At 73.1% G+C, this 22,671-nt stretch carries 22 protein-coding genes; 7 read left to right on the forward strand and 15 right to left on the reverse strand.

Annotated features, from left to right (window positions below):
* Positions 1-68 precede the first annotated feature (68 nt).
* Complete coding sequence (locus ACI79W_RS16760; protein ID WP_456563222.1) at positions 69-1,685, forward strand: protein kinase domain-containing protein; 1,617 nt, start codon at positions 69-71, stop codon at positions 1,683-1,685.
* 13 nt (positions 1,686-1,698) lie between these two features.
* Here the strand turns inward: ACI79W_RS16760 and ACI79W_RS16765 are convergent, their stop codons facing one another.
* The 3 genes from ACI79W_RS16765 to lpdA form a co-directional block, all read right to left on the reverse strand.
* Positions 1,699-2,604 (reverse strand): TIGR01777 family oxidoreductase, encoded by a 906-nt coding sequence (locus ACI79W_RS16765; protein WP_456563223.1) that lies wholly within the window; start codon positions 2,602-2,604, stop codon positions 1,699-1,701.
* Between the two features lie 84 nt (positions 2,605-2,688).
* Positions 2,689-4,527 carry a 2-oxoglutarate dehydrogenase, E2 component, dihydrolipoamide succinyltransferase gene (sucB, locus tag ACI79W_RS16770; RefSeq protein WP_456563224.1) on the reverse strand — a complete coding sequence of 613 codons (1,839 nt, stop codon included), beginning with the start codon at positions 4,525-4,527 and terminating at the stop codon, positions 2,689-2,691.
* A 47-nt stretch (positions 4,528-4,574) separates the two neighbouring features.
* Positions 4,575-5,954: a dihydrolipoyl dehydrogenase gene (lpdA, locus tag ACI79W_RS16775; RefSeq protein WP_456563225.1), complete on the reverse strand. Its 1,380-nt coding sequence runs from the start codon at positions 5,952-5,954 to the stop codon at positions 4,575-4,577.
* Positions 5,955-6,106: 152 nt separating this feature from the next.
* Between lpdA and ACI79W_RS16780 the strand changes: the two genes are divergently transcribed.
* Entirely contained in the window at positions 6,107-6,442 is a 336-nt protein-coding gene (locus ACI79W_RS16780) for an oxidoreductase (RefSeq protein ID WP_456563226.1), read from the forward strand.
* 100 nt (positions 6,443-6,542) lie between these two features.
* On the opposite strand, the gene ACI79W_RS16785 is transcribed toward ACI79W_RS16780, so the two are convergent.
* Entirely contained in the window at positions 6,543-8,054 is a 1,512-nt protein-coding gene (locus ACI79W_RS16785; RefSeq protein ID WP_456563227.1) for a leucyl aminopeptidase, read from the reverse strand.
* Positions 8,055-8,213: 159 nt separating this feature from the next.
* On the opposite strand from ACI79W_RS16785, the gene gcvT reads away from it, so the two are divergent.
* Positions 8,214-9,332 carry a glycine cleavage system aminomethyltransferase GcvT gene (gcvT, locus tag ACI79W_RS16790; RefSeq protein WP_456563228.1) on the forward strand — a complete coding sequence of 373 codons (1,119 nt, stop codon included), beginning with the start codon at positions 8,214-8,216 and terminating at the stop codon, positions 9,330-9,332.
* Positions 9,333-9,354: 22 nt separating this feature from the next.
* Here gcvT and ACI79W_RS16795 read toward each other — a convergent pair whose 3' ends face one another.
* The 4 genes from ACI79W_RS16795 to ACI79W_RS16810 all read right to left on the reverse strand — a co-directional run bounded on the left by ACI79W_RS16795 (position 9,355) and on the right by ACI79W_RS16810 (position 11,756).
* Positions 9,355-10,497 carry a YihY/virulence factor BrkB family protein gene (locus ACI79W_RS16795; RefSeq protein ID WP_456563229.1) on the reverse strand — a complete coding sequence of 381 codons (1,143 nt, stop codon included), beginning with the start codon at positions 10,495-10,497 and terminating at the stop codon, positions 9,355-9,357.
* Positions 10,498-10,585: 88 nt separating this feature from the next.
* Positions 10,586-10,858, reverse strand: coding sequence for a DUF4235 domain-containing protein (locus ACI79W_RS16800; protein ID WP_236827042.1), 273 nt, complete (start codon positions 10,856-10,858; stop codon positions 10,586-10,588).
* Positions 10,855-11,313: a DUF3618 domain-containing protein gene (locus tag ACI79W_RS16805; protein ID WP_456563230.1), complete on the reverse strand. Its 459-nt coding sequence runs from the start codon at positions 11,311-11,313 to the stop codon at positions 10,855-10,857. The genes ACI79W_RS16800 and ACI79W_RS16805 overlap by 4 nt, the downstream gene beginning before the upstream one ends.
* The gene (locus ACI79W_RS16810) at positions 11,310-11,756 is read right to left on the reverse strand and encodes a phage holin family protein (protein WP_456563231.1); all 447 of its coding nucleotides are present in this window, start codon (positions 11,754-11,756) and stop codon (positions 11,310-11,312) included. The genes ACI79W_RS16805 and ACI79W_RS16810 overlap by 4 nt, the downstream gene beginning before the upstream one ends.
* A 124-nt stretch (positions 11,757-11,880) precedes the next feature.
* Between ACI79W_RS16810 and ACI79W_RS16815 the strand changes: the two genes are divergently transcribed.
* Positions 11,881-12,093 carry a hypothetical protein gene (locus ACI79W_RS16815; protein ID WP_456563232.1) on the forward strand — a complete coding sequence of 71 codons (213 nt, stop codon included), beginning with the start codon at positions 11,881-11,883 and terminating at the stop codon, positions 12,091-12,093.
* Positions 12,094-12,130: 37 nt separating this feature from the next.
* On the opposite strand, the gene ACI79W_RS16820 is transcribed toward ACI79W_RS16815, so the two are convergent.
* Together ACI79W_RS16820 and ACI79W_RS16825 are read right to left on the reverse strand one after the other, a co-directional pair.
* A complete protein-coding gene (locus ACI79W_RS16820) occupies positions 12,131-13,114 on the reverse strand; it encodes an aldo/keto reductase family protein (RefSeq protein ID WP_456563233.1) in 984 nt (327 codons plus the stop codon).
* 350 nt (positions 13,115-13,464) lie between these two features.
* Entirely contained in the window at positions 13,465-14,079 is a 615-nt protein-coding gene (locus ACI79W_RS16825; protein WP_456563234.1) for a DUF3043 domain-containing protein, read from the reverse strand.
* Between the two features lie 150 nt (positions 14,080-14,229).
* On the opposite strand from ACI79W_RS16825, the gene ACI79W_RS16830 reads away from it, so the two are divergent.
* Positions 14,230-14,577, forward strand: a complete 348-nt coding sequence (locus ACI79W_RS16830) for a HesB/IscA family protein (protein WP_091931329.1) — start codon at positions 14,230-14,232, stop codon at positions 14,575-14,577.
* Between the two features lie 172 nt (positions 14,578-14,749).
* Here ACI79W_RS16830 and asnB read toward each other — a convergent pair whose 3' ends face one another.
* The 3 genes from asnB to ACI79W_RS16845 are packed head-to-tail and all read right to left on the reverse strand — an operon-like array spanning position 14,750 to position 17,423.
* Entirely contained in the window at positions 14,750-16,681 is a 1,932-nt protein-coding gene (asnB, locus tag ACI79W_RS16835) for an asparagine synthase (glutamine-hydrolyzing) (protein WP_456563235.1), read from the reverse strand.
* A gap of 39 nt (positions 16,682-16,720) precedes the next feature.
* Positions 16,721-17,065 carry a DUF3817 domain-containing protein gene (locus ACI79W_RS16840; RefSeq protein ID WP_456563236.1) on the reverse strand — a complete coding sequence of 115 codons (345 nt, stop codon included), beginning with the start codon at positions 17,063-17,065 and terminating at the stop codon, positions 16,721-16,723.
* Positions 17,055-17,423: a metalloprotease gene (locus ACI79W_RS16845; RefSeq protein ID WP_456563237.1), complete on the reverse strand. Its 369-nt coding sequence runs from the start codon at positions 17,421-17,423 to the stop codon at positions 17,055-17,057. Before ACI79W_RS16845 ends, ACI79W_RS16840 begins: the two co-directional genes overlap by 11 nt.
* Positions 17,424-17,708: 285 nt before the next feature.
* Between ACI79W_RS16845 and ctaC the strand changes: the two genes are divergently transcribed.
* Both ctaC and ACI79W_RS16855 read left to right on the forward strand, forming a co-directional pair.
* On the forward strand, positions 17,709-18,608 hold the full coding sequence (gene ctaC, locus ACI79W_RS16850; RefSeq protein WP_456563238.1) for an aa3-type cytochrome oxidase subunit II: 900 nt from the start codon (positions 17,709-17,711) through the stop codon (positions 18,606-18,608).
* 51 nt (positions 18,609-18,659) lie between these two features.
* A complete protein-coding gene (locus ACI79W_RS16855) occupies positions 18,660-19,064 on the forward strand; it encodes a cytochrome c oxidase subunit 4 (RefSeq protein ID WP_456563239.1) in 405 nt (134 codons plus the stop codon).
* Between the two features lie 757 nt (positions 19,065-19,821).
* On the opposite strand, the gene qcrB is transcribed toward ACI79W_RS16855, so the two are convergent.
* Both qcrB and qcrA read right to left on the reverse strand, forming a co-directional pair.
* Positions 19,822-21,507 (reverse strand): cytochrome bc1 complex cytochrome b subunit, encoded by a 1,686-nt coding sequence (qcrB, locus tag ACI79W_RS16860; protein ID WP_456563240.1) that lies wholly within the window; start codon positions 21,505-21,507, stop codon positions 19,822-19,824.
* The gene (gene qcrA, locus ACI79W_RS16865) at positions 21,507-22,619 is read right to left on the reverse strand and encodes a cytochrome bc1 complex Rieske iron-sulfur subunit (RefSeq protein ID WP_456563241.1); all 1,113 of its coding nucleotides are present in this window, start codon (positions 22,617-22,619) and stop codon (positions 21,507-21,509) included. Before qcrA ends, qcrB begins: the two co-directional genes overlap by 1 nt.
* Positions 22,620-22,671: the final 52 nt, after the last annotated feature.

Consider the following 22,671-nt stretch of genomic DNA (forward strand, 5'->3'; position numbering starts at 1 on the left):
GTCCGCGCGGCCCTGGCCTGTGGACGGCGGCAGCGCGGGGGAGCCGGGTGCGCCTAGCGTCCTGCCCCGTGCCGACCGCCGACCCGCCCGCCGCACCGGGCACCCCACCGCCACCGTCCGTGCCGGGCTACGTCCTGCAGAGCCTCCTGGGCCGGGGTGCTTCGGGGGAGGTGTGGCAGGCGGTCCCGCGGGTGGGCGGCGACCCGGTCGCGGTGAAGGTCCTGGTGGCCGGGGACCCCGCCCGCCAGGCACGCGAGGCGGTGCTGCTCGGCGAGCTCGACCACCCGCACCTGGTCCGCCTGGTCGAGGTGGTGCACCAGCCGCGCCAGGGCGGGGCCGCCCGCGTCGCGCTGGTGCTGGAGCTGCTGGCCGGCGGCAGCCTGGCGGCGCTGCTGGCCCGCCGCGGCCGGCTGCGCCCCGGGGAGATCGTCACGGCGATCGCGCCGGTCGCCGCGGCCCTCGCGCACGCCCACGACCACGGCGTGGTCCACGGTGACCTCGCGCCGGGGAACATCGTCTTCACCGCCGAGGGGCGGCCCGTCCTCACCGACCTGGGCGTCGCCCGGGTGCTGGGCGAGACGGCCGCGGCGGAGGTGACCCCCGCCTACGTCGACCCGGTCGTCGCCCGAGGCGGTGCCCCCGGCCCCGCCTCGGATGTGTTCGGCGTGGCCGCCGCAGCCTTCCACGCGCTCACGGGCATCGCACCGTGGAACGCGGCGACGCCGGCCGGCACCCTCGGGGTGGCGGCTGCCGGTCAGCTGCCCGACCTCGCCGAGCTCGCCCCCGGCGCACCCGCGCGGCTGGTCGAGGTCGTCTCCCGGGGCCTCGCGGCCGAGCCGGGCGCGCGGGGGACGGCAGCGGAGTTCGCGCTCGACCTGCGGCACGCCTGCCGGGCCGAGCCCGTGGTCCTGGGGGCGGCACCGTCCGCCGGCGGCCACGGCCGGCCCGACGCCCGGGCGGCGCTCACCCACGTCGTCCCGGGGCGCCGCTCCCGGCCCGGCCCGGTCACCGAGGCACCGCGGGCACGGCGGCGGTGGTCCGGCCGCGCCGTTCCCGGTTCCGCCCGGCTGGCCCGCGGGCTGCTGGTCACCGCTCTGGTGATCGCCGGTCTCGCCGTCGCCGCCTGGTCGGGCACCCGCTGGGGCGACGGCGGTGAGGCACCCGGCGCGCCCGTCGCCGCGACGCCGGCCGGGGACACCGGCCCCCCTCCGGCTCCGCCCCCCGCTCCGACACCGGCTCCGCCTCCCGTCCCGATGGCGGATCCCGCGCCGGACGGCACCGGGACGCCCGCGGGCCTGGACGGCTGGCGGCGACTGGTGGGCGAGCTCTACGCCAGGCGCGCCGAGGGGCTCAGCGGCTCGCCGGACCGGCTGCCGACCGTGCACCTGCCCGGCAGCCCGCTGCTGACGGCCGACGAGGAGTACGCCCGGGCGCTCACCGCAGCCGGCGAGGCGCTCGACGGCTTCGCGCCGGTGGTCGTCGACCTCGACGTCGTCACGGTGTCGGAAGGCCGGGCCGAACTGCTCCTGACCGACCGCTGGCCCGGCTACCGCGTGGTGCGGGCAGAGGACCCGGGCGGACCGGCGGTGCGCACGGTCCCGGGCCGGCCGGAGGCCCAGGTGCGGATGGTGCTCGTGCGGACGCCTGAGGGCTGGCGGATCGACCAGGCCGAACGCGTGGCCTGACCGGGCGGCGGCATCAGCCCCGGGCCACCGCCGCCCGGACCGCGCCCTCGACGTCCGTGTGGGTGAAGCGGAAACCCGCCTCGGTCAGCTTGGCCGGCACCGCGCGCTGCCCGGCCAGGACCCCCACCCGGGCGAACTCACCGAGCACCACCCACAGCGCCGGGCCCGGGACGGGCAGCTTGGCCGGCCGGTGGAGGACCCGTCCCAGCGCGGCCGTGAACTGCGCGTTGGTGACCGGGTCGGGCCCGCAGAGGTTGACCGGCCCGGGCACGGGGTGGGTGAGCAAGAAGCGGATCGCGTCGACCTCGTCCTGCTGGCTGATCCAGGGGACGTACTGGCGGCCGGAGCCGAGCCGACCGCCGAGCCCGGCGCGGAAGATCGGCAGCATCCGGGCGAGGAGGCCGCCGCGACCGAGCACCAGGCCCGTGCGGAGGGTGCTGACGCGCACCCCGGCATCGGCGGCCGGCGTGGTCGCCCCTTCCCATGCCACGCAGACGCGGGCGAGGAAGTCGTCGCCGGCGGGCGCGGACTCGTCGACCACCCGGTCGCCGGTGTCGCCGTACCAGCCGACCGCGGAGCCGTTCAGCAGCACGCGGGGCCGGTCGGGGTCGGCCGTGGCGGCCTCGGCGAGCGCCTCGCTCAGCGTGGCCGTGCTGTCCACCCGGCTGGTCAGGACCGCCTGCTTGTGCCGCTCGCTCCAGCGGCGGTCACCCACCCCGACTCCGGAGAGGTTGACCACCGCGTCGACGTCCCGGAGCAGCGCCGGGTCGATACGCCGGTGCTGCGGATCCCAGCGGTGCTCGTCGGCGGTCCGCGGGGTCCGGCGCACCAGCTGGATCACCTCGTGGCCGTCCGCGCGCAGGCCGGGCAGCAGGGCGCTGCCGATCATCCCCGACCCACCGGACACGGCGACCTTCATGCGGCACTCCCCGACGGGCACTCGTTCTGGCTGCGGAAAGGGCTCGGGGCCCCGGTGGTCACCGGGGCCCCGAGCGGGGGTGCACTAGGCGAGACCGAGCTCGCCGTGGAACTGGCCGGCTTCCAGGCGTTCCCGCACCGTCGTCAGGAAGCGGGCGGCGTCCGCGCCGTCGACGATCCGGTGGTCGTAGGTGAGCGCCAGGTAGACCATCGAGCGGACCGCGATGACCTCACCCAGTTCGGCGTCCTGCACCACGACCGGCCGCTTCACGACCGAGCCGGTGCCCAGGATGGCCACCTGCGGCTGGTTGATGATCGGGGTGTCGAACAGGGCGCCGCGGCTGCCGGTGTTGGTCAGCGTGAACGTCCCGCCGCCCAGCTCGTCGGGCGTGACCTTGTTGGTGCGGGTGCGCTCGGCCAGGTCGCTGATCTTGCGCGCGATCCCGCCGAGGCTCAGGTCACCGGCCTCGTGGATCACCGGCACGAGCAGGCCCCGCTCGGTGTCGACGGCGATGCCGAGGTTCTCGCTGTCGTGGTAGGTCACCGTGCCGGCCTCGAGGTCGATCGAGGAGTTCACCGACGGGTGCTGCTTGAGCGCCTCGACCGCCGCCTTGGCGAAGAACGGCAGAAAGGAGAGCTTGACGCCCTCGCGGGCCTCGAAGTTCTTCTTCGCCTGCTGCCGCAGCTGCGCGATGCGGGTGACGTCGGCCTCGACGACCGTGGTGAGCTGGGCGCTCACCTGCAGGGACTCGACCATGCGGCGGGCGATCACACCGCGCAGGCGGGACAGCTTCTCGGTGCGGCCGCGGACGGAGGTGTCCGGGGTCGCGGCCGGCGACGGGGTGCGCGGGGCACCCGTGGCCGCGGGCGCGGCGGCGGGCTGCGCCGGGCGCGAGGCCGGCTCGGCCGCGGCGAGCACATCCTGCTTGCGGATGCGGCCGCCCACCCCGGTGCCCGAGACCGAGTTCAGGTCCACGCCGTGCTCGGCCGCCAGGCGGCGCACCAGCGGGGTCACGTACTGCCCCCCACCGCCGTCGCCCGACGGGGCCTGAGCCGGCGGCGCCTGCGGGGCGACCTGCGGCGCGGGAGCGGAGGTGGGGGAGTCCGACGGCTGTGCGCCGCTCGCGCCGTAGTCGCCACCGGGCTGCTCGCTGGCCTGGTCGGCCTGCTTGGCCTTCGGCGCCGCCTGGGGCTCGGGCTGGGCCGGAGCCTCCTGCTTCGGGGTCTCCTGCTTCGGGGCCTCCTGCTGGGGCGCAGCGCCGCCACCGGCCGCGCCGGTGCCGATCACCGCGAGCTGCGCGCCGACGTCGACGGTCTCGTCCTCGGCCACGGTGATCTCCAGCAGCGTGCCGCTGACCGGGGCCGGGATCTCGGTGTCGACCTTGTCCGTGGAGACCTCGAGGAGCGGCTCGTCGGCGGTCACCTCGTCCCCGACGGCCTTCAGCCAGCGGGTGACCGTGCCCTCGGTGACGCTCTCACCCAGCGCCGGCATCGTGACCGGCGTGCCCTCCCCACCGCCGGAACCGCCGCCGTCCCCCGAGCCCGAGGCCTGCGCCGCCTGGGGCTCCGGCTCGGCGGCCTGCTCCGGCTCGCCGCCGGCGTCGTCCACCTGCTCGTCGGGGGTCTGCGGCGTGGTGTCGGCGTCCTCCGCGGAGGCCGGGGCGCTCGCCGCGCCCTGGTCGCCGTCGCCACCACCGATGACCGCGAGCTCCGCGCCGACGTCGACCGTCTCGTCCTCGGCCACGAGGATCTTGGTGAGCACGCCGGCGGCCGGGGAGGGGATCTCGGTGTCGACCTTGTCGGTCGACACCTCGAGGAGGGGCTCGTCGGCTTCCACCTGGTCCCCTTCCTGCTTGAGCCAGCGGGTGACCGTGCCCTCGGTGACGCTCTCGCCCAGGGCGGGCATGGTGACGGACGTCGGCATCGGGGCAGTGCTCCTTCTGGCGCTGGGTGGGTGGGGGTAGAGCGGTATCAGCCGTGCACGTGGAGGGGCTTGCCGGCGAGCGCGAGGTGCGCTTCGCCGAGCGCCTCGCTCTGCGTCGGGTGCGGGTGGATGAGGCTGGCGACGTCGTCCGCCTCCGCCTCCCAGTTGTAGATCAGCTGGGCCTCGGCGATGAGCTCGCCGACGCGGCTGCCGACCATGTGGATGCCCACGACGGGGCCGTCAGGAGCCTGCACCAGCTTCACCGCGCCCGTCGTCTTCAGGATCTGGCTGCGGCCGTTGCCGGCGAGGTCGTAGGTGAGGGTCTTCACCTCGCCGTAGCGTTCCTTGGCCTGGGCCTCGGTGAGCCCGACGGAGGCGACCTCGGGGTCGGAGTACGTGATGCGGGGGACGCCGGCGTAGTCGATCGGGGCGGGCTCGAGCCCGGCGACCCGTTCTGCGACGAGGATGCCTTCGCCGAAGCCCACGTGGGCCAGCTGCAGGGTGGGCACCAGGTCGCCGACGGCGGAGATCGTGGGGATGTTGGTCCGCATGTACTCGTCGACGAGGACGTAGCCGCGCTCCATGGCGACGCCCACCTCCTCGTAACCGATCCCGGCGCTGACCGGCCCGCGGCCGACGGCGACGAGCAGCAGCTCGGCCTCGATCTCCTTGCCGTTCTCCAGGGAGACCTTGACGCCGTTCTCGGTGCTCTGCACGCCGGAGAAGCGGCTGCCCAGCTCGAAGGCGATCTTGCGGCGGCGGAACGCGCGCTCCAGCAGCTTCGAGGAGCTCTCGTCCTCGAGCGGCACCAGGTGGGGGAGGGCCTCGACGATCGTCACGTCCACGCCGAAGGACTTCCACGCGCTGGCGAACTCGCAGCCGATGACGCCGCCGCCGAGGATGATCGCGGAGCTGGGGACGCGGTCGAGGTTGAGCGCGTGGTCGCTGGTGATGACCTTCGTGCCGTCGATGTCCAGGCCCGGCAGCGAGCGCGGGTAGGAGCCGGTGGCCAGCAGGATGTGCTTGCCCTCGTAGGTCTGGCCGTCGACCTCGACGGTGGTCGGCGACGTGAGCCGCCCCTCGCCCTCCACGTAGGTGATCTTGCGGGCCTTCACCAGACCCTGCAGCCCCTTGTAGAGCTTGGAGATGACGCCGTCCTTGTAGCCGTTGACGCCGTCCATGTCGATGCCGGCCAGCGACGTCTTCACGCCGAACTGCTCGCCCTCGCGGGCCAGGTCGGCGACCTCGCCGGCGTGCAGCAGCGCCTTGGTCGGGATGCAGCCGCGGTGCAGGCAGGTGCCACCGACCTTGTCCTTCTCGATCAGGACCACGTCCAGGCCGAGCTCGGAGGCGCGGAAGGCCGCGGCATATCCGCCCGAGCCACCGCCGAGGATGACCAGGTCGGCGGGGGAGGTGGGTGCGCTCACGGATGCTCCTCGGTTGCGACGGGCGGCGTCCCCGCTCGAGCGGGGCGGGGGCTGCTGCCCATCCTGCCACTCCGGGAACGACCTGGCCCGGACCACCGTTGCTCTCGCGAGCGTCGTGGTGATCTCGCGACCCGGCTGGACGGAGAGGGTGCATGGGGCTGTTCGGACGGTGGCGCGCGCGCCGGGGACCCTCGGGCAGGCCCACCCTCGACCGCGCGTCGCAGCGGGGCGACCTGAAGCACCTCGAGGAGTTCGTGGCCAGCCGCCGGGGCGTCGAGGGCTTCGTGGAGCCGCGCACGGCGGTCACCGAGGCGACCATCGTGCTCGTGGCGGCCGACGGGGAGTGGACCCGGCGGCGCATCGACGGCCCCGACGTCGCCCGGCGGCTCTCCAGGGAGCTCGCCATCCCGGTGTACGACGCCCAGGTGACCGGCTACCCCCAGCGGATGCGCGACTACAGCGCCCGCCAGAAGCGGGACCGGCTGTAGCCACGTCGACGAGCCGTCCTGGCTGACCGTGCAGGGTCCTGGCTCACCACCGACGGTGAGCCAGGACCCGGGATGATCAACCACCTGATCATCGAGGCGCTCAGTCGGCGATGAGGGCCTCGATCGTCGCCAGCAGGGTGCGCACGGGGACGCCGGTGCCGCCCTTGGGCGTGTAGCCCCACGGCGCGGAGGTGTTGTAGCTCGGCCCGGCGATGTCGATGTGCGCCCACGGCAGCCCGTCCGGCACGAACTCCGCCAGGAAGTGCCCGCCGACGAGCATCCCGCCCATCCGGTCGGCGTTGGCGTTGACGAAGTCCGCGACCGTCGAGTCGATCCCCTTGCGCAGCTCGGGGGGCAGCGGCATCGGCCACATCAGCTCGCCGCTGCGCCCGGCCGCGGCGATCACGGCGTCGCGGAGGTCGTCGCTGCCCATCACGCCCGCGGTGCGCGCACCCAGTGCCACCATCTGCGCGCCGGTGAGCGTCGAGGTCTCCAGCAGCGCGTCGGGGGAGTCCTCGGCCGCTCGGGCGATGGCGTCGGCGAGCACGACGCGCCCCTCGGCGTCGGTGTTGGTGATCTCCGCCTTCTTGCCGTTCCGGAAGGTGACGACGTCGGCCGGCCGGTAGGCGGTGCCGCTGGGCAGGTTCTCGGCCATCGGCACGGTGGCGACGACCTCCACCGGCAGCCCCAGCTCGGCCACGAGGCACACGGTGGCGATCACGGCCGCGGCGCCGGCCATGTCGCTCTTCATGTCCTCCATCTTCGCGGCGGGCTTGATCGAGATGCCCCCGCTGTCGAAGGTGATGCCCTTGCCGACCAGCGCCACCTTCTTGCGCGCGCCCTGGCCGGCGTAGGTGAGGCGCAGCAGCCGCGGCTTGCGGGTGGAGCCGCCGCCGACCGCGAGGATGCCGCCGTAGCCACCGGCCGCGAGGGCGTCCTCGTCGAGGATCTCGGCGGTGAGGCCGAGCTTCTCGCCGGCGGCCGCACCGCGGGCGGCGAGCTCGGCGGGGTAGAGGTCGTTCGGCGGGGTGTTGACCAGGTCGCGCACGAGGGCGACGGCGTCGGCGACCGCCCGCACCCGGCGCAGCGCCGCCTCGGCCGCGCCCGCACCGGGGACGACGATCGTGAAGTCGCTGGGCGGGGCCGGGCGGTCGGCGGGTAGCTGGGACTTGTAGGCGGTGAACTCGTAGGCGCCCAGGAGCGACCCCTCGCCGACGGCGTGCAGGCGCTCGTCGTCCGGGGTCCCGCCCACGGCGGCCAGCAGGCTGACGACGGAGCGGCGGCCGCGGAGCGCACGGCTGGCGGCACCCGCGGCCCGCCGCAGGCTCTCGGGGCGGTACCCGCCGGACGGCTCGGGCGCGCCCAGCCCCACGACGGCGACGACCGGGAACGGGCCCTGGCCGAAGGACGGGAGGCGGGTCACCTCCTCCTCGGCCCCGCGGGCGCCGAGGTCGGTCAGCGCCGGGAGGAGCCGGCCGCCGAGGAGGCGGTCGAGGGCCTCCGCGCCGGGGGTGGGGAGCGGGCCGTCGGGCCCCTTGCCGACGGCGACGACGACGGCGTCGCCGGTCAGCTTCTCGAGCGGGTGGTCGGTGGCGGAGATCGTCGGCGGCACCCGACGATCCTATGAGGGCCCATCCCCCTCACCGCTCGCACGCTCGGGGTGAGCCTCCGGGAGGGGGTTCCAGCACGTCGCCCGGCTCCCGGCGGGTCCCTGCGGCGGCGCCGGTCGCGGGCCTGCCTGCACCGGCGGGACACCCGTTAGCGTGGCCGCGTGACCGCGCGCACCTCGCCCCTCCACGACCGGCACCTCGCGGCCGGGGCCAAGCTCGCCGACTTCAGCGGCTGGTCCATGCCCATCGAGTACGCCGGGGGCGGCGTGCTGGCCGAGCACGCCGCGGTGCGCGACGGGGTGGGGCTGTTCGACGTCTCCCACCTGGGCACCGGGACGGTCCGGGGGCCGGGGGCAGCGGCGTTCGTCGACTCCTGCCTCACCAACGACCTCTCCCGGATCGGGCCGGGGCAGGCGCAGTACACGATGTGCTGCGTGCCCGATGGCGAGGCCGGTGCCGGCGGCGTGGTCGACGACCTGATCGTCTACCTGCACGGGCCCGACGACGTCCTGCTGGTGCCCAACGCGGCGAACGCCGCGGAGGTGCTGGCGCGGCTGGCCGACGCTGCCCCGCCCGGCGTCGAGGTGGAGGACAGGCACACGGACGTCGCCGTCCTGGCCGTGCAGGGGCCGCGGTCCCTGCAGGTCCTGGAGCTGCTGGGCGTGCCCGGCGAGATCGGCTACATGTCGTTCGTGACGGGCACCGGGGGGGCTGGCGCCGAGGTGACGGTGTGCCGCACCGGCTACACCGGCGAGCACGGCTACGAGCTGCTGGTGGCGGCCGACCGGGCCGGGGAGATGTGGGACGCCGTCCTGGAGGCCGGGCAGGACCTCGGCATCCGGCCGTGCGGCCTCGGTGCCCGCGACACCCTGCGGACGGAGATGGGCTACCCGCTGCACGGCCACGAGCTGTCCCGGGAGATCAGTCCCGTCCAGGCCCGCGCGGGCTGGGCCGTCGGCTGGCGCAAGCCGGCGTTCTGGGGCCGCGAGGCGCTGCTGGCGGAGAAGGAGGCCGGACCCGCGCGCCTGCTGTGGGGGTTGCGGGCGTCCGGCCGCGGCATCCCGCGCCCGGGCATGGCCGTCCTGGACGGCGACGGGGCGCAGGTCGGCGAGGTGACCAGCGGGACGTTCTCGCCCACGTTGCGTACCGGCATCGGGCTGGCGCTGCTCGACGTCGCCGCGGGGGTGGCGGAGGGGTCCCCGCTGACGCTGGACGTCCGGGGGCGCCGCGAGCCCGTCGAGGTCGTCCGGCCGCCCTTCGTGCCCTCCCACGTGCGCTGAGACGCTGCGGCCGGGAGGCAGGCTAGGGTGCGTTCTTCCTGGTCGGGTCGCTGTCGCCCTTCTCGGGCTCGGCCTTGGCCGGCAGCGTGTCCGCCTTGACGGCATCCCGCTCACCCATCGGCACCGGGGCGCCGTCGGTGGTGTCGAGGCTGGTCTGGTGCTCGGCCTCGGAGTTGATCTCGGCGCCGAGGAGGACCAGGTAGCAGGTGAGGTACAGCCACAGCATCAGCACGATGACGCCGGCGATCGCGCCGTAGGTCTTGTCGTAGCTGCCGAAGTTGTTCACGTAGACGGTGAACCCGAGGCTGACCAGCGCCCAGACCACGGTGACGACGACCGAGCCGAGGCTGACCCAGCGGAACTTCGGCGCATCCCGGTCGGGGGCGACGCGGTAGAGCACCGCCAGCGAGCCCGCGACGACGACGAGCAGCGCCACCCACCGCGCGATCTCGAGCAGGACGGTGCCCACCGACCCCAGCGGCAGCAGGTCGATGACGATCGGCAGCACGGCGACCAGGCCGATGGTCAGCACGACGAACACGACGGCGCCGAGGGTGAGGGCCAGCGAGAGCGCCCGGAGCTTGACGAAGTTGCGCGTCTCGACCTCGTCGTAGGCGATGTTGACCGCTTTGACCAGGTTGTTCACGCCTCCCGAGGCGCTCCAGAGAGCAGCGAGGATCGAGACCACCAGGCTCAGGGTGAGCGCTCCACCGGCGTTCTCGGTGACGGCGGTGACCTGGTCCCGGATCAGGTCCTGCGCCGCCTCGGGCAGGCCGGCCGTGAACTCCTCGACCTGGGCGGCCGCCTGCTCGGCCGAGGCGACCAGGCCGTAGATGGAGATCAGTGCCAGCAGCGCCGGGAAGATGGCCAGAAACCCGAAGAACGCCACCCCGCCGGCGATGATCGGCATGTTGTCGGCGTTGTTCTCCGCCCACGCCCGCTTGAGCACCTGCTTCCAGCCGCGCGCGGGGATCTGCGTGGGCGAGCTCGCGTCGATCCCCGGGAGCTGCTCCGGACCGGGCGCGTCCGGCGGGAGCCGGTGCGGGTCCTGCGCCTGCCCGCCCGCGGCCGCCGCCCTGGCCGCGGCCGCGCGGCGGGCGGCCTTCTCCTCGACCCGCTGCCGGATCCGGTCGACGGCGCTCTCGCGGGGGCGGGTGCCGGTCACTGCGTCTCCCTGGTGGTGGGCCGTCGTCCGGCCGGGGGTCGGTGGGGTGTGCCGGTGGCCGGGACCTCGCTCCCGGCCACCGGTGGCGTCAATCGCCCGGCCACGCCCCGGTGAGCTTGGTGAAGCCCTGCGCGCCCAGGCGGTCGATGGTCGCCTTGGTGGCCGCGAAGATCGCGCCCTGCAGCGCCGCGGAGACGACGATCTCCCACATCGGGTACTCGGTCTGGAGCGCGTCCGGTGCGTCGTCCTCACCGCTGATGCGCTTCCACACCTGCTTGAAGACCGCCCCCGACACGGCGCCGGCCAGCACACCCGCCGCGAGGCCGATCGGCCGGTAGGCGAGCTTGGCTCCCTTGCTCAACGCTTCCTCCTCCTGCTGCGCTGGGCCTTCCGCTCGGCCCGCCTGGTCGACTTGCGCACGTCCTTCGCGGCCTTCTGCGCGGCCTTGCGCCGGGCGGCCAGCTCCTTGCGCGCCCGCTTCGCCTCACGCTTGCTGCCGATGCGCGCCCCGACGACGAGCTCCTCGGTGCTCGCCAGCCGCCGTGCCCGCCGCCGTCGCCAGAGGACCAGGCCAACGAGGCCCGCCAGCGCCGCACCGGCTCCGGCGAAGGCCGGGGGGCTCTCGCGGTAGGTCTCCACGGCGGTGTCCTTGGCGCGTGCCGCGCCCTCCTTCGCCCGGGCGGGGACGTCGAGCCGCTGGCTCAGCTCGTCGACGGTGCGCCCGAGCTGGTCGCGGGTCTCCTCGATCTCGGCCCGGATGGCATCGGGGTCGGTGGGGCCACCCGAGGCCTGGCCGTCGTCCTTCGGCGTGCTCACCGGCGCGCACTCTCCTTCACGGTCGCGATGTCGGTCTTGACGCCGGCCAGCGCCTCCTCGGGCACCGGCGGTGCGCCCTGCTGCACGTCCTTCTTGCCGACGAGGGCGAGGACGCCCGCGATCGCGAAGAGGACGACGGTGACGATCAGCGCGGAGAGCCAGGCCGGCATCACCAGCGCCAGGGCGAGGATGACGGTGGTGATCAGTGCGGCGAGCCCGAAGAAGGCGACGAGACCGGCGGCACCGAACAGGCCGGCCCCCACGCCCAGCTTCTTGGCCTTCTGGGTCACCTCGGCCTGGGCGAGTCGTGCCTCGTCCCGGACCAGGGTGCTGATCTGCTGGGTGAGCCGGCTGATCAGCTCGCCGGTGGATGCGTTCTCGGGCTCGGCGCCGACGGCTGCGCGGGTCGCGCCCGCCGTCGCGTCGGGACGGGGTGTGCTCATCGGTCCTCCGGGGTGGACGGCGTCGATGCACCTCCATGCCCCCTGCGGACCGGCCGTAACCGACTCGGTGATCACAGCCGGGGAACGACGGGGCGGGCGTGCCCCGCGCCACTAACCTGCCTGCATGAGCTGGTACTGGCGCCTCGAGGACCCGTCCGGATCGACGCTCGACCCCGCCGCGGTCGGGGTGGAGGTGCCGGAGCACGACAACCAGGGCGACGCGGAGTCCTGGCTCGGCGAGAACTGGCGCGAGCTGCTCGACCGCGGTGTCGCCACGGTGACGCTGTTCGACGGCGACCAGAAGGCCTACGGACCCATGGGGCTCGCCGCCACCTGACCCTCGACTGGAGGTCGAGGGTCAGGTGGCAGGATCCTCAGCCGCGGGCGGTCTTCGCGGGGTCGCGCTCGACCACCTCGCCGAGGACCTCGTCGATCCGCGCCAGGACGTCCGCGTCGAGGGTGACGCCGGCGGCCTTCACGTTGTCGTCGACCTGCTCGGGGCGGGTGGCGCCGATGATCGCCGCCGCCACGTTCCCGTTCTGCAGCACCCAGGCGAGCGCCAGCTGGGCCATGGAGAGGCCGAGGTCCTCGGCGATCGGGCGGAGGTCCTGCACGCGGGCCAGCAGGTCGTCGCGCATGAACCGCTGCATCGACTGTCCGGCCTCCGCATGACCGGCGCGGCTGCCGGCCGGCGGCTGCTCGCCCGGTCGGTACTTGCCGGTGAGGATCCCCTGGGCCAGCGGCGACCAGACGATCTGGGACAGCCCCTCCTTCTCCGACGTCGGCACGACCTCGGCCTCGATCACCCGCCACAGCATCGAGTACTGCGGCTGGTTGCTGATCAGGTGGATGCCGAGCTCGCGCGCGAGCGCGGCACCCGCGGCGATCTGCTCGGCGTTCCACTCCGAGACGCCGATGTAGAGCGCCTTGCCCGACCGCACCAGGTCGGCGAAGGCGGTCATCGTCTCCTCGAGCGGCACGGTCGGGTCGTAGCGGTGGGCCTGGTACAGGTCCACGTAGTCGGTCTGCAGCCGGCGCAACGAGGCGTGGCAGCTCTCGATGACGTGCTTGCGGCCCAGCCCCCGGTCGTTCCGACCCGGTCCCGTGGGCCAGTAGACCTTCGTGAACAGCTCGATGGACTCGCGGCGCTGGCCTGCGAGCGCGGCCCCGAGCACCGTCTCGGCGCGGGTGCCGGCGTAGACGTCGGCGGTGTCGAACGTAGTGATACCGGCGTCGAGGGCGGCGCGGACGCAGGCGTGCGCGGCGTCCTCCTCGACCTGGCCGCCGTGGGTCAGCCAGTTGCCGTACGCGATCTCGGAGATGGTCAGGCCGGAGCGCCCGAGGCGTCTGAATTCCACGGATGACGACGTTAGGCGCCCGGGCGGTGGGCCGCCCGGCCGGATCGGGTCCCGATGGTCGCGCCGTCGGCGAGCAGCCGTGCACCCAGCCCGGCCGGACGCTCGCCCAGCACCGCGGCCGCGGGTCGTGGTGCCCAGGTGGACGGCGACGACGTCGGTGTCCCCGGTGACCGCCCCGACGGTGCACGCGGGCAGCGGCCCGGTGTCGGTGGGGTAGCGGAGCCGGGCGCCATCGGGTCCGGTGACGTCGCAGAGCACCGTCGGCACGTCGCTCGACCGCGCCGTCCGGCCCCGGCCGCGGACCAGGGTCGCCAGCACGGGCCGCGCCCGCGGGCCGCTGACGGCCCGGGTCAGACGTCCGCGCCCAGCGGTACCTCGGGCTTCGGGAACCGCCAGCGGCGGATCATGGTGGATCGGCTGATGCCGTACCAGACGAGGCCCTTCATCTTGTGGTTGCCGTCGGGGAACCGGGCGCGGACGGTGCTCTTGATCTTCCGGCCCAGCACCACCGAGTCCATGATCAGCAGCAGGAAGAAGCCGAGGAGCACGAAGCTGGTGTAGCTCTTCACGGCCATGCTCGGCACGAACGTCCCGACCAGGGCGACACCGGCGATGGCGAGGAAGAAGCTGCCGACGTTGCGGCGGCTGTCGACGAGGTCGCGCACCAGCTTGCGCTCCGGCCCGCGGTCGCGGGCGGGCAGGTGGTCGGCGTCACCGCGGGCGATGCCCTGGCGCGCCTCCGCGCGGCGCAGCGCCTGCTGCTCGCGCATGCGCTTGTAGGCCTCCTTGCGCGTGGTGGGCGGCGGCGGGGGAGGACCCACGCGCCGGCCCTGCGCCTCGCTCCGCCGCGGCGTCGGCCTGCCCTTTCCGCCGCTCTTGACCAGCTGCGCGGCCAGCTCGTCGTCCCCTGGGGAGGCGGCGGTCGTCTCGGCGGTGTCACGGCGGCCGGGCAGGCGGAGCTTCACGACCGGGAAGTCTACGTGTGTGAGCAACGAGGCCCCGGACCTCGCGCGAGGAGCCGTACAGTGGACGCACGGGAAGAGGAGCCGTTCCGGCGGCGTTCGTCCGTCACGGAGCGCGTGTGCGCGGACACCTCGGAGGGAGAGGACAGGAATATGACGGTGCAGGACACCGCGGCTACCGGCGTCGTGCTCAGCGACCCCGCGGCCGCCAAGGTCAAGGCTCTGCTGGACCAGGAGGGTCGCGACGACCTGCGGCTGCGCATCGCCGTCCAGCCCGGTGGTTGTTCCGGCCTGCGGTACCAGCTGTTCTTCGACGAGCGATTCCTCGATGGCGACCAGACCTACGACTTCGGTGGCGTCGAGGTCATCGTCGACCGGATGAGCGGCCCCTACCTCGGCGGCGCGGTCATCGACTTCGTCGACAGCATCGAGAAGCAGGGCTTCACGATCGACAACCCCAACGCGCAGGGCTCCTGCGCGTGCGGTGACTCCTTCAACTGAGCCCCGCACGAACGACCGAGGCCCGGTTCCCCCGCGGGGGACCGGGCCTCGTCGTCTTCGCAGTCCTGCGAGCTCGCGACGAGTGGGGCCCGCAGGGTTCCGAGTGACGACACGGCTCAGGAGGCCAGGGGGGCGGCACCTGGGCCGCGGTGCGGTTCGGAGGGTCGCGATGTCAGAGCCGGACGGGGTAGACCGTCTCCGGGATCTCGGGCTCGATCCGCTGCTCGACGAAGATCCCGTGCCACACCATGAAGACCAGCAGCGTCCACAACTTGCGGGAGTGGTCCACGGCTGAGCCGGCCCGCTGGTTCTGCCGGTGCGCGGTGAGCATGGCGAGGACCTGCTGCTTGTCCAGCCACTCCTCGGTCCCGCTCTCCTCGATCATCTGCCGCGCCCACTCGTGGAGGTCCTCGGCCAGCCAGTGCCGGGTGGGCACGGGGAAGCCGAGCTTGCGGCGGTTCAGCACGTGCGGCGGCACGATCTGCTCGAGGGCGCGCCGGAGGGCGAACTTCGTCGTCTCCTTGGTCACCCGCTGGTCGACCGGGATGGTCGAGGCCACGCGGAAGACCTCGGGGTCGAGGAAGGGGACCCGCAGTTCGAGCGAGTTGGCCATGGTCATCTTGTCGGCCTTGACCAGGATGTCGCCCCGCAGCCACGTGAACAGGTCCACGTACTGCATCGCCGTCACGTCGTCGTAGCCGGCCGCGCGCGTGCGCTCGTAGAGCTCGCGGGTGACGGCGACGTGCGACAGGTCCGGGTCCCGCTTCTCGAGGAAGGTCAGCTCCTCGTCCCGGAAGATGCGGGCGTTGCCGTAGTAGCGCTGCTCCAGCGGGATGGAGCCGCGACGCAGCAGGTCCTTGCCGCGCATGCCGTCGGGCAGCCTCGTGGAGAGTGTGCCGAGGGCACGCCGGATGCCGCGGGGGAGCCTGTCGAAGGCGGCCAGGGACAGCGGCTCCCGGTAGATGTTGTAGCCGCCGAACAGCTCGTCCGCGCCCTCGCCGGAGAGCACCACCTTGACGTGCTTGCGCGCTTCGCGCGCCACGAAGTACAGCGGCACGAGCGCCGGGTCGGCGACCGGGTCGTCGAGGTACCAGACGACGAGCGGGATCGACTCGGCGAACTCCTCGGGGGTGACCACCTTGGTGATGTGCTCGACCCCGATGGCCACCGCCGACTCCGCGGCGACGTCGATCTCGGAGAAGCCCTGCCGCTCGAACCCGACCGTGAAGGTCATGAGGTCGGGGTTGTAGCGCTTGGCCAGCGCGGCGATGGCGGTGGAGTCGATCCCGCCGGAGAGGAACGAGCCGACGGTGACGTCGGCCCGCATGTGCACCCGCACGGAGTCGTCGAGCACCTCGACGATCCGGTCGTACAGCGCCTGCTGCTCGTCCTTCGCGACCGGCCGCACCGGGAAGGTCGGGTGGAAGTAGCGCTCGGTGGACAGCTCGCCGTCGACCACCCGGAAGCGGGTGCCGCTCTCGATGCGCCGGATCCCCCGGTGGAGCGTGGCCGGCTCCGGGACGTACTGCAGCGTCAGGTAGTGCTGGAGCGAGGCGGGGTCCACGCCGCCTGCCGCCGTGCTCCCGCCGAGCATCTCGAGCAGCGCCTTCTTCTCGGACGAGAAGGCGATCGCACCGTCGGCCAGGCGCGTGGTGAACAGCGGCTTGATGCCGAAGGGGTCGCGGGCGCCGAACACGGTCCGGGTCCCGCTGTCCCAGATGACGAAGGCGAACATGCCGCGCAGGCGGTCGACGACCTTCTCGCCCCACAGGTGGTAGCCGGCGACGATCGCCTCCGTGTCACCCTCCGTGGCGAACGCCGCCCCCGCGGCCGCGAGCTCCTCGCGCAGCTCGAGGTAGTTGTAGATCTCGCCGTTGAAGACGATGCGGTACCGCCCGTCGGCGTACGGCATCGGCTGGTGGCTGTGCTCGATGTCGATGAACGCCAGGCGGTTGAAGCCGTAGACGACGCGGTCGTCGTGCCAGACCTCGTTCTCGTCGGGGCCGCGGTGCCGGAGGCAGTGCAGCGCACCACGGACGTCGGAGACGACGTCGTCGGTCACGCGCGGGGCGTCGGTCGAGAAGTAGGCGAGCAGGCCACACATGGGGCGGGGGACTCCGGGGGTCGGGGGTGGCCAGGGAGGTCAGACGCGCTCGCCGGCGCGGGTCTTCGCCGTGGCGCGGCGCTCGGCGAAGAAGGACAGCACCGGCACCGTGCCGGCGAGCACGGTGACCAGGAACCCCTTGACGGACCACTTGGCCCGCAGGGCGAGGTCCACGGTGGCGAGGAAGAACAGGCCGTAGAGCCAGCCGTGGGCGGTCCCGAGCACTGCGACCGGGCCCTCGACACCGCCCAGGTGCTTCAGGGGCACCGCGAAGAAGATCAGCCCGATGAGGAGCACGCCGACGATGGTGGCCATCACGCGGTAGCGCGTCAGGGCCGTCGGGACATCCCGGCCCAGGGTCTGGGTGGGCTGCTCAGCGGCCATTGCTGCTGCTCCTCTGGCCGAGCGCTCGCTCGTTGAGCTCGGCGAGGTAGGCGTTGTAGGCGGCGAGCTCGGGGTCGCCCGTCGTGTCGATGCGCGGTCGCTGGTACGGCACGACCGCGCTGCCCGGCTGGTCCTCGTCGGGGGCCCGGCGCAGCTCGTCCCGCACCATCCGGACGTAGAACCACAGCCCCATGAAGCCGTAGAGCGGCCACTGCAGGGCGTAGCTCCAGTTCACCGCGCCGCCGCCGGCCTCGGCCTTGGACAGCTGCCAGTGGCCGAGGAAGAAGGTGGCGACGAACAGGGCCGCCACGAGCAGGTGCAGCAGCACCCACTTCGCGGTCAGCAGCCGGGAGAACACGGCACCGACTCTAACCGCCCCGCCCGTGCGGGCGGCCGCCACGCGGGTGTGCCGCGGCCGTCGGGGGAGCGCCGCGCAGATCGTCGACCACCCCGGCCCGCCGCCGGTTGGCCACTCCCGGCGCCTCGACCCGCCGGGACGTCTCCGGTGGTCGGCCCCTGAGGCGGGTCGGCTAGTCTCGGCCCACACTGAGTTCGGCGCGTGGATGCACTCTGCCGGAAGCCGGTGGGAATCCGTTGCAATGACCGCCCGGAGACCGGGCGGAGGACGAGGAGGCAGCGAGCAGTGGCTCGAGGCAGCAGGCTCGCGCGGCTGGCCGCGCTCGGTCTCCTGGGGGCGCTGACCCTCACCGGATGCGAGCTCGGCGAGGCCGAATGGTGGGACCGGAACTTCGTCCGGTGGGGATGGCCCGAGGGCATCACCGACGAAGCCGAGGCGATGCGCGAGCTGTGGGTCGGCTCCACCTACGCGGCGTTGATCGTGGGTGCGGGGGTCTGGGCGCTCATCGCCTGGTCGGTGATCCGCCACCGCAAGAAGGGTGACGAGCTGCCGCGGCAGACGGCCTACAACCTCCCGCTGGAGATCGTCTACACGATCCTGCCGTTCATCATCATCGCCGGCCTGTTCTTCTTCACGGTCAACACGCAGAACCAGGTGCGCCAGCTCAGCGAGGACCCCGACGAGGTCATCGCCGTCAACGCCTTCAAGTGGAACTGGCAGTTCGTGTACCCCGAGACGGCGGGCCCCGACGGGGAGCCCGTCAACACCGTGGGCACCAGCACCGAGATCCCGATCCTCGTCGTCCCGACCGACCGCACGGTCCGGTTCGAGCTGGCCTCCGCGGACGTCATCCACTCCTTCTGGGTGCCGGAGTTCCTCTTCAAGCTCGACGTCATCCCGGGCAACGAGAACGGCCGGGACAACGTCTTCGAGGTGACCGTCCGCGAGGAGGGCGCCTACGTCGGCCGCTGCGCCGAGCTCTGCGGCACCTACCACGCCTACATGAACTTCGAGGTCCGCGCGGTCTCGGGCGACGAGTACGACGACTACCTCGCGGCACGTGAGTCCGGGCTGGGCACGTACGAGGCGCTCGAGGAGATCGGGCAGCCGGGCGAGGCCAGCACCACGACCCCGCTGGACCTGGTCCTGGACAAGGTCGAGGACCTTCAGCAGACCGGTGACTGAGGTCTCCGCTCCCGGTAACCGGATCCGACACATGAACGAGGAGGCGCGGCCGTGAAGGTCGAGGCACTGATCTTCAATCTCATCGCGGTGTTCTGCTTCGTCTGCGCGCTCGTCTACGGCTTCTGGTCCCGGGAGCCCATCGGCACCACGGCGCTGGCGCTGTCGGGCGGCCTGATGATCCTCATCGGCGGCTTCTTCTGGTTCATCTCGCGCCGGATCGATCTCCGTCCCGAGGACCGCAAGGACGCCGAGATCGCCGACGGCGCCGGCGAGCTCGGGTTCTTCAGCCCGGCGAGCTACTGGCCGTTCACGCTCGCGCTGAGCGCCGGTCTCATGGGTCTCGGGCTCGCGTTCTGGTACTTCTGGCTGATCGCCCTCGCGGCGGTCGCCATCCTGATCGCCGTCGGCGGGTTGCTGTTCGAGTACTACGTGGGGCAGAACGCGCAGCAGGGCTGAGCCCCGGCACCACGCTCCCGGAGCCACCAGAGGCCCCCTCCGCCCGCGGGCGGAGGGGGCCTCTGTCATGTGCCACGTATCGGGCAGCGGCCGGGCCCTGGCGCGCTGGTGACGGCCCGTCAGGGGGGCGACCCCGGCGCGCCGGCGAGGCCGGCCCAGACGGGAGCGGTCGGCCCGCCCGGCCCGCGCGCTGCCACCGCCGGCGGTGGCAGCCGCAGCACGGGGGGCGCCAGCGCGGCAGACCTGGGCTGGTGCTCGGTACCTCGAGGGGTGTGCCCAGGGACTCGAGCAGGCTCCGACGGGAGCGGGGGCGGAGCGACAGCCCGTGAGACCGGGGGAGGGCCGCCCGTTCATCAGGGGCCGGCGGCCGGGGAGCCGGACGCCGGACCAACGCCCGGGAGCCGCTGTGACGGTCCGGGCGCCTCTCGGGTGATGGACGCGGTCCGGCGTCCGCACAGGAGCCCCTGACCGCGGTGCGACTACCCGGAGCCTGGTGGGTACCGCCCCGGATGGTCCGGCCCCCCGTCGAGCGGAGTGGAGCAGGGGCGGACGGACTGGTGCGGCACCGGCCGCGCGGCCCTGGCTCCCGGCCTACGCCTTCGGCCGGCGGACCGTGCAGGGGAGCCGAGCGGAGGAGCGGTGTCGCTGTGCCGATCCGGTCGGTCGGCTGGACAGGCGAGCGGTGTCCGTCCGCCGCCTGCGCATGCAGAAGGGCCCCGGTGGAAGCTCCACCGGGGCCCTTCTGGTCGGGCGTCGATCAGTCGCGCGGGTCCTGCGGGCGACCACCGTCGGACGGACGGCCGCCCTCGGCGGGACGCCCCGATGTCGTCAGCTCCCGATCGGACTCGCCGGCCGCGAGCCCGCGGCCCTCGCCGCGCTGCTCGAGCTCCACCACGGTGGGCTCCTCCACGGGGGAGAAGAATCCGCGGATGGCACGCCGTGCGGCCCCCACCTGGTTCATCTTCTTGGGCACCGGAGCGCCGCCGTAGGCGAGCTGGCCGTGACCGTGCTCGTCCACCGGGCCGATCGGCTGGTGCACCTCGATGAACTCGCCGTGCGGCAGCCGGCGGATGACACCGGTCTCGATGCCGTGCTCGAGCACCTCGCGGTCGTGCTGCTGCAGACCGAGGCAGATGCGGTACGTGATCATGTAGGCGATCGGCGGGAGCAGCACCATGCCGATGCGGCCGGCCCAGGTCATCGCGTTCAAGCTGATGTCGAACTTGTCGGCGACGACGTCGTTACCGCCCGAGATCAACAGCACGACGTAGAACGCGATCGACATCATGCCCAGCGAGGTCCGCACGGGGACGTCGCGGGGACGCTGGAGCAGGTGGTGCGACGCGGTGTCCCCGGTCAGCTTCCGCTCGATCATCGGGTAGAAGAGCAGCAGCGCGAAGATGATGCCCGGCAACACCGCGGTCGGCCAGAACAGCGCGGGGATCGTGTAGTCGCCCGGCAGGTTCAGGTCCCACGCGGGGAACAGACGGGACGACCCGTCCAGCCACATGATGTACCAGTCGGGCTGCGACGCCGCCGAGACCTGAGCGGGGTTGTACGGGCCCCAGAGCCAGACGGGGTTGATCTGCACGAGCCCGCCGAGCGCGGCGCAGACGCCGAACACGACGAACAGCAGACCGGTCGCCTTTCCCGCGAACGTGGGGAAGAGCCGGTTGCCGACCACGTTGTGCTCGGTGCGGCCCGGGCCGGGGAACTGGGTGTGCTTCTGCTTGACCAGGATCAGCAGGTGGACCGCGATCAGGGCCAGCATGATCGCCGGGATGAGCAGGACGTGGGCGATGTAGAGACGGCCGACGATGAGCTCTCCGACGAAGTCCCCGCCGAAGACCGCCCAGTGCAGCCAGGTACCGACGACCGGGATCGCGAGGATGATCGCGGACATGATCCGCAGCCCGGTGCCGCTCAGCAGGTCGTCCGGCATGGAGTAGCCGGCGAAGCCCTCGAGCAGCGACAGGATCAGCAGGACGACACCGATGAGCCAGTTCGTCTCGCGCGGACGCCGGAAGGCACCCGTGAAGAAGATGCGCAGCAGGTGCACGACGATCGCCGCCACGAACATCAGCGCCGCCCAGTGGTGCAGCTGGCGCATGAAGAGGCCGCCGCGGACGTCGAAGGAGATGTCCAGCGTCGAGGCGTAGGCGATCGACATGTCGATGCCGCGGAGCGGGTCGTAGGACCCGTCGTAGGTGACCTCGGTCATCGACGCCTGGAAGAAGAACGTCAGGTAGGTGCCCGACAGCAGCAGGATGATGAAGCTGTAGAGCGCGATCTCCCCGAGCAGGAAGGACCAGTGGTCGGGGAAGACCTTGTTGAGGGTCCGCCGGACGGGGCCGGCGACGACGAGGCGGTCGTCGATCTCGAGCGCGGACTTGCCGAGTCTCGTGGTCGGGGCCCCCGGCGCCGTGGCGGTGCGAGCTGCCATCAGATGCGCTCCCGGTTCCAGTAGGTCGGGCCAACAGCCTCAATGTAGTCACTGCGGGCGACGAAAAAGCCCTCGTCGTCGACCGTGATGGGGAGCTGCGGCAGCGAGCGGGTCGCCGGCCCGAAGATCGGCTTGGCGCCCTGGGTGACGTCGAACTGCGACTGGTGGCAGGGGCACAGGATGCGGCTGGTCTCCTGCTCGTACAGCGACACCGGGCAACCGGCGTGCGTGCAGATCTTGGAGTAGGCCACGTAGTCGCCGTAGCCGAAGTCCGCCTGGCCCTCGCGCGGCTGCTCCTGCCGCAGCTGCTCGGGGCGGAGCCGGATGAGCATCGTGGCGGCGTCGGACTGCCGGTTCCCGCCGGGGACGGCGGGGAACACCGTCTCGAGGGAGCCGGGCTCCTGGTCGCCGGGGCGGATCGGGCTGCCGTCGTCGCGCACGAGGCGGACGCCCTCGGCCCAGGAGGTGCGGCCCAGCGGGTTGCCGGTGTTCGGGTTCTTGATGAGGCCGCCGAGCGGGGCGATCAGCATGATGCCCACGCCGACGCCCATGAAGCCGAGCGAGCGGGTGATCAGCTTCCGCCGGGGCAGGCCGCTGTTGTGGTAGCCGGCCACCAGGGTCGCCCCGGTGGTGACCCGGTCGAAGTGCGAGCCGTCGTGCTTGTCCTGCACCGCGGTCTCGTGGGGGAGGAGCTTCTTCGTGTAGAGCACCAGCCCGGCGCCGACCAGGGCGAGGGACAGCCCCATGAACAGACCCAGCATCGGGGTGAACAGGGCGCTCCAGGTGGAGCCCTCCTCGGCCCACGACCACTCCGGCAGGAACCAGCCCGAGCCGACGTAGACGATGAGGAACAGGAAGGCGAACACGCCGGCGAGGGCGAAGGTCCAGCCCACCTGGCGCACGGCGCGGCGCTCGATGGGCGAGCCGGGCTCCGGGCCCGGGTCGACGTGGAGCACCTCGACGCCGTCGTACCGGGCGCCGAGGAGGTCGAGCTCCTCGCGGCGCATCGCCGCGAGCTGCTCGGGGGTGTAGTCGTCGTCCGGACCGCCGTGCAGGGGGCCGGGGGTGTCCGCGCCGCCGGCCGAGCCGGGGCGGGTCTCGCGGGTGCTCACGCTTCCTCCTCGCCGGCGGTCGTGGTCAGCGATCGCGCGGCAGCCGTGGTGG

It is taken from the genome of Blastococcus sp. SYSU DS0533 (assembly GCF_054050775.1).

Coding starts and splice junctions, on each gene's coding strand:
- ACI79W_RS16765 (WP_456563223.1), bottom strand. CDS start 2,604: ATGAAGGTCGCCGTGTCCGGTGGGTCGGGGATGATCGGCAGCGCCCTG.
- sucB (WP_456563224.1), bottom strand. CDS start 4,527: ATGCCGACGTCCGTCACCATGCCCGCCCTGGGCGAGAGCGTCACCGAG.
- ACI79W_RS16780 (WP_456563226.1), top strand. CDS start 6,107: ATGGGGCTGTTCGGACGGTGGCGCGCGCGCCGGGGACCCTCGGGCAGG.
- ACI79W_RS16810 (WP_456563231.1), bottom strand. CDS start 11,756: ATGAGCACACCCCGTCCCGACGCGACGGCGGGCGCGACCCGCGCAGCC.
- ACI79W_RS16815 (WP_456563232.1), top strand. CDS start 11,881: ATGAGCTGGTACTGGCGCCTCGAGGACCCGTCCGGATCGACGCTCGAC.
- ACI79W_RS16830 (WP_091931329.1), top strand. CDS start 14,230: ATGACGGTGCAGGACACCGCGGCTACCGGCGTCGTGCTCAGCGACCCC.
- asnB (WP_456563235.1), bottom strand. CDS start 16,681: ATGTGTGGCCTGCTCGCCTACTTCTCGACCGACGCCCCGCGCGTGACC.
- ACI79W_RS16840 (WP_456563236.1), bottom strand. CDS start 17,065: ATGGCCGCTGAGCAGCCCACCCAGACCCTGGGCCGGGATGTCCCGACG.
- qcrB (WP_456563240.1), bottom strand. CDS start 21,507: ATGGCAGCTCGCACCGCCACGGCGCCGGGGGCCCCGACCACGAGACTC.